The 2,778-nt window shown below is 78.2% G+C and carries 1 protein-coding gene and 1 pseudogene; both read right to left on the bottom strand.

The annotated features are described in order from the left end of the window. Positions 1-308 (bottom strand): annotated as a pseudogene (locus GTQ99_RS21850) (hypothetical protein); the annotation flags it as partial. A 4-nt stretch (positions 309-312) separates the two neighbouring features. Continuing rightward, complete coding sequence (locus GTQ99_RS21845) at positions 313-2,589, bottom strand: EAL domain-containing protein (RefSeq protein WP_166617795.1); 2,277 nt, start codon at positions 2,587-2,589, stop codon at positions 313-315. Between the last annotated feature and the right edge of the window lie 189 nt (positions 2,590-2,778).

Raw genomic sequence — 2,778 nt, 5'->3', positions numbered from 1 at the left:
AGGTGGTCCAGCGGGAAGGGGCCCAGCCGCGCCTCGCCGGCCAGCCCGGCGCCGAGGGCCCCGAGGCCCCAGAGCACGCCGACGACGAGGTGGGCGGGGGAGCCGCGGCCGTGGCGCGGGCTCGCGAGCACGAGCGCGCAGGCGGCGATCGCCGTGACGCCGGCGACGACGAGCGCCCGGCCCACCGGCGTCGGCGGCAGCGGCCCGGCGGCGGCCAGCGCCGCGAGCAGCACGGCCAGCCCCAGCAGCCCCGCGCCCCCGGTGAGGCGGCCCGCACCGGGACGCGTCACGGGGAGGGGGGCGGGCACGCTCTCAGGTGTCGGCGCGCGGCCCCCGGGACTTGACCTGGTCGTGACCTGCCGGGTAGCGGCGCTCCAGCTCGGCGGGCAGCCGGTCGGCGGTGACGGCCGCCGAGTACAGCCAGCCCTGCCCGAGCCCGGCGGAGATGGAGCGGCAGATGGCCGCCTCCTCGTCGGTCTCCACGCCCTCGACGACGACGGTGAGGCCGAGGCGGTTGGCGAGGTCGACCACGGCCGTCACCACGGAGCGGCCGTTGCCGCGGGCCGTCAGCGACTGCGTCAGCGAGCGGTCCACCTTCAGCACGTGCACCGGCAGGCGGTCCAGGTAGCCGAAGGCGGAGTAGCCGGTGCCGAAGTCGTCGATGGCGATCTGGCAGCCGAGCGCGGCCAGCTCGGTGACCACGCGCTCGGCGGGGGAGTCGCTGTCGAGGAAGACGGACTCCGTCAGCTCCAGCGTCAGCAGCGAGGCGGGCACGTCGTGCTGGGCGAGGATGCCGCGCACGGCGTCGGCGAAGCCGGGCGCCTGCAGCTGCACGACGGAGACGTTGACCGCCAGCCGCGCCCCGGCCGCGAAGACGCCCGCGGCGGCGGCGGTCGCGACGGCCCGGCGCAGCACGTGCTCGCCGAGGGCGACGACGAGGTTGGACTCCTCGGCGACGGCGATGAACTCCACGGGGGAGATGCGGCCCAGCTCGGTGTCGTCCCAGCGGGCCAGGGCCTCGAACTTCTCCACCCGGCCCGTCGCGAACGACACGATCGGCTGGTAGTGCACGTCGATGCCGCCGGCGGCGATGGCCGCGGCCAGCCGCTCGCGCAGCAGCAGCCGGCGCGCGTGCGCGGAGGCCACCTGCCCGGAGTAGACGGAGAAGGCGCCCGCACCGCGCCCGCGGGCGTCGCGCAGCGCGAGGTCGGCCCGCAGCAGCGGCGTCATGGGGTCCGCCCCGGCGCCGCCCGCCGCCGGCGCCGCCTGCCCGGGGCGCAGGGCCTCCACGCAGGCGATGCCGGCGACGGCGTCCAGCGGGAACTGCCCGGCGCCGGGGACCTGCAGCGGCGCCGCGCCGATCGCGGCGACGAGCGCGGGCACGTGCCGGGCGGCGGTGTCGGGGGTGCCGGGCAGCAGCACGGCGACCTCGTCGTGGCGCACCCGGAACGGGGTGCCGCCCAGCGGCTGCACCTGGCGGGCCAGGTTGGCGGCGGCCGCGTGCAGGACCTCCTCGCCCGCGGCGACGCCGAGGACGTCGCCGATGTCGTCGAGCCCGGCGACCTCGAAGAGCACCAGCGACTGCGTGCTGTCCGGCTCGGTGAGCGCGGCCCGCAGCGCGGCGCGGTTGGCCAGCCCGGTCAGCGGGTCGTGGTGGGCCTGGAAGACCAGCCGCGCCGTCGTGCGGTCCACCGCGCGGGCGGTGGCGGCGTGCCGGACGGCGAACGCGCCGAGCACGCCGACGAGGAGGAGGAACCACACCGGGTCCGCCCGCGGCCACAGCGCGCACACCACGAGGTCGAGCACCAGCAGCGGTCCGGGCACCAGCGAGGCGACCTCCAGGCGCCGCGCGGCCCGCGTGGCCGCGGCCCCGCCGTGGCGCACGAGGCCGCCGCGGGGGGTGGTGGCCATGCACACCAGGCCGCCGAGCGCGGCGAGGACGGCCGCGACCACCGCGACGGCCGGGCGGTGCGGCGCGGTGATCGCCACCGCCTGGGTGCCGAGGGCGAACACCGCCATGCCGATGCTGGGCCGGCGCAGCTGCGGCAGCTCGATGGCCAGGGTGGTCGCGCAGCTGGCGACGAAGGAGCCGGCGGCGATGACGAGCGCCGTCGTCGCCGCCCACCACGCGTCGCCGCCGTAGCCGGCGCGGGCGTAGCCGTCCCAGGCGACGGTGGCCATGACGGTGCCGAGCATGAGGGCGTCGACGATCAGCGGCTGCTCGTCGCGGTCGGTGCGCGCGTGCCGCAGCTGGCGGGCGACGACGACCGCCATCCCCAGCAGGGCCAGCACCGCCACCAGGTGCACCAGCAGCAGCGGGCCGAGGCCCGCGCCGGGCACGGTGCCGGCGACCACGGTGGCGGCGCCCCAGGCGGTGCCGCCGGCGGCGTAGCGGACCAGCCCCGCCCGCGGGGTGCCCCGGACCACCAGGACCGCGAGGGCCGTCACCAGCAGCCAGCCCAGCCCGACGAGGACCGTCACGTGCGCGGCGGCCTCCCACCGGGCGTGCGCCAGCACGGCACCCGCCCCCGCGCAGGCGAGGACGAGGCCGCTGAGCCCGGCCCGCCAGGGGACCCGCACGTTCGTCACGGGGCTTGCATCGGGAACCGCGGGCGCCGCCTGGATCGGCCACTCGTGGGTCGTCGCCCCCGCCAGCGGTGACGGATCGTGATCTTGCACGCGTTCCCGAGCCGGTCGCCGCGCCGCCTCCCGGGACCGGTGCTCACCGCAGGGAGCCGTTGCAAGATCCCGCCCGTCACAGCCTGCGACGGACCACCC

It is taken from the genome of Kineococcus vitellinus, assembly GCF_009906315.1.
Lineage (GTDB): Bacteria > Actinomycetota > Actinomycetes > Actinomycetales > Kineococcaceae > Kineococcus > Kineococcus vitellinus.
This window is presented reverse-complemented; position numbering and strand designations above follow the sequence as displayed.